The following is a 1,474-nucleotide window of genomic DNA, read 5'->3' on the forward strand; positions in this document are numbered from 1 at the left end:
CAATGCCGTTAACTTATGCGTCGGTGTAGGAGGATCTCGGCTGGCCCGGTGTGGTTGATGTTCTTGTGCTGCACGAATTTTCGTGGAAATTTGTGGCGTCCACGTTTGGTGACTCTGGGATAGCTGCGATGTCGTCGTGGCGGGTTCGGGCGTTCGGCGATCTCGGTGAACGCGGTCATGGTGGCCTGAGCCTGCCGGTCAGGGGGAAAAACCCGCCTGCCCGGTGACGTGCCGCCGGACAACGCGGAGAGTGCGGATGAACGACAAACGTAACGGGTCACAGCCTTCGAAGTCGGCGGCGGAGTACATCAGTTCACGGATGGCGTAATGGGTGGTCAGCAGGCCCCAGACCTCTTGGCGCACCATGGCGGGGCTGTGCGAGCGCAGCACTCGGTAGCTGCCGCGCTGGGAGGTCTCGATCTCGGCCAGACTGGTCTCGAACTCCCACCGGGCATGGTAAGCGGCAGCCAGTTCGGCCGCGGACACGGTCGCGGGGTCGAGGAGGGTGGTGATCAGCCGGATCGGTCCGCGCTGGTCATTGTCGCGGTTGGTGATCTCGTACTCGACCACCCGCACCGTGATCCCTTCCAGGGGAGTGTCCTTGCCTGCGAGACGAGATCGGTGGATCCGCTGGCGCTCGGCCCTGTTGGTCAACCTGGACAGATACGATCCATCCGGAAGTTCCTGTATTACAGGAAGGTTCACTTTGGACTGGGTTCTCCACAACAGGTCCGCGCCGGTCGCGGCAGCGTCGCGCCACAACTCGTGGCTGAAGAACCCGCGGTCGGCGATGACCAGCATCCCCGCAACCAGCCCGTCCAGCAGCGGGCGAGCCAGCTCCCGCTCGTCGGTGTCGAGGGCACCGATTTCGGCGTCGACGATCGCGTGCGTGGCGCACTCGGCCAACCCGACGACCTTCACCTTCGGATACGGTGCGTCCAGCTCCTCACGGGTACGTCCCCGGCCGAACTCGGCCTCGTTGTCGATCGTGTCCGCGATATCCATCTGGACCCCGTCGATCGCCATCAGCCGCCGCCCGGCCAGCCATGCACCTGGCGTTCCCGGACCGGCCAGCGGCACCGCCACCCGCCGAAACAGCTGCCGCACAGGCTCTTCGCCCAGACGGGCACGTGCCTTGCACAGCGCCGGGGAACTCGGTACATGCCAGTCCTCGTCCCAGGACCGCAGAAAACGCAGACCGTCGACGAGTTTGCGCATCACCTCTTCGTAGGCGTCGTCGAAGAACAATGTCATCGTCAGCACGAAATACACCACCACCCGCGCAGGCAGCAGCCGCCGCCGCTTCTCCAGCCGACCGGTCTCGACCAGCACCTCATCGACCAGATCCCGATGCACCACCCGGGTCAGCACCCCCAATCCAATCCGATCGGTCAGCCGTCCCGTCGCCTCCGCCCACGCCACGAACGAGCACCATACATGGAAAACCCTTGCAGCACAGCAACTCTCACTGCAC

1 protein-coding gene is annotated in these 1,474 nt (G+C 64.5%); it reads right to left on the bottom strand.

Annotated features, from left to right (window positions below):
- Positions 1 to 198: 198 nt before the first annotated feature.
- Positions 199 to 1,422, bottom strand: a complete 1,224-nt coding sequence (locus ON19_RS30885; protein ID WP_043700819.1) for an IS4 family transposase — start codon at positions 1,420 to 1,422, stop codon at positions 199 to 201.
- Positions 1,423 to 1,474 lie beyond the last annotated feature (52 nt).

It is taken from the genome of Nocardia abscessus NBRC 100374, assembly GCF_000308455.1.
Taxonomy (GTDB): domain Bacteria; phylum Actinomycetota; class Actinomycetes; order Mycobacteriales; family Mycobacteriaceae; genus Nocardia; species Nocardia abscessus.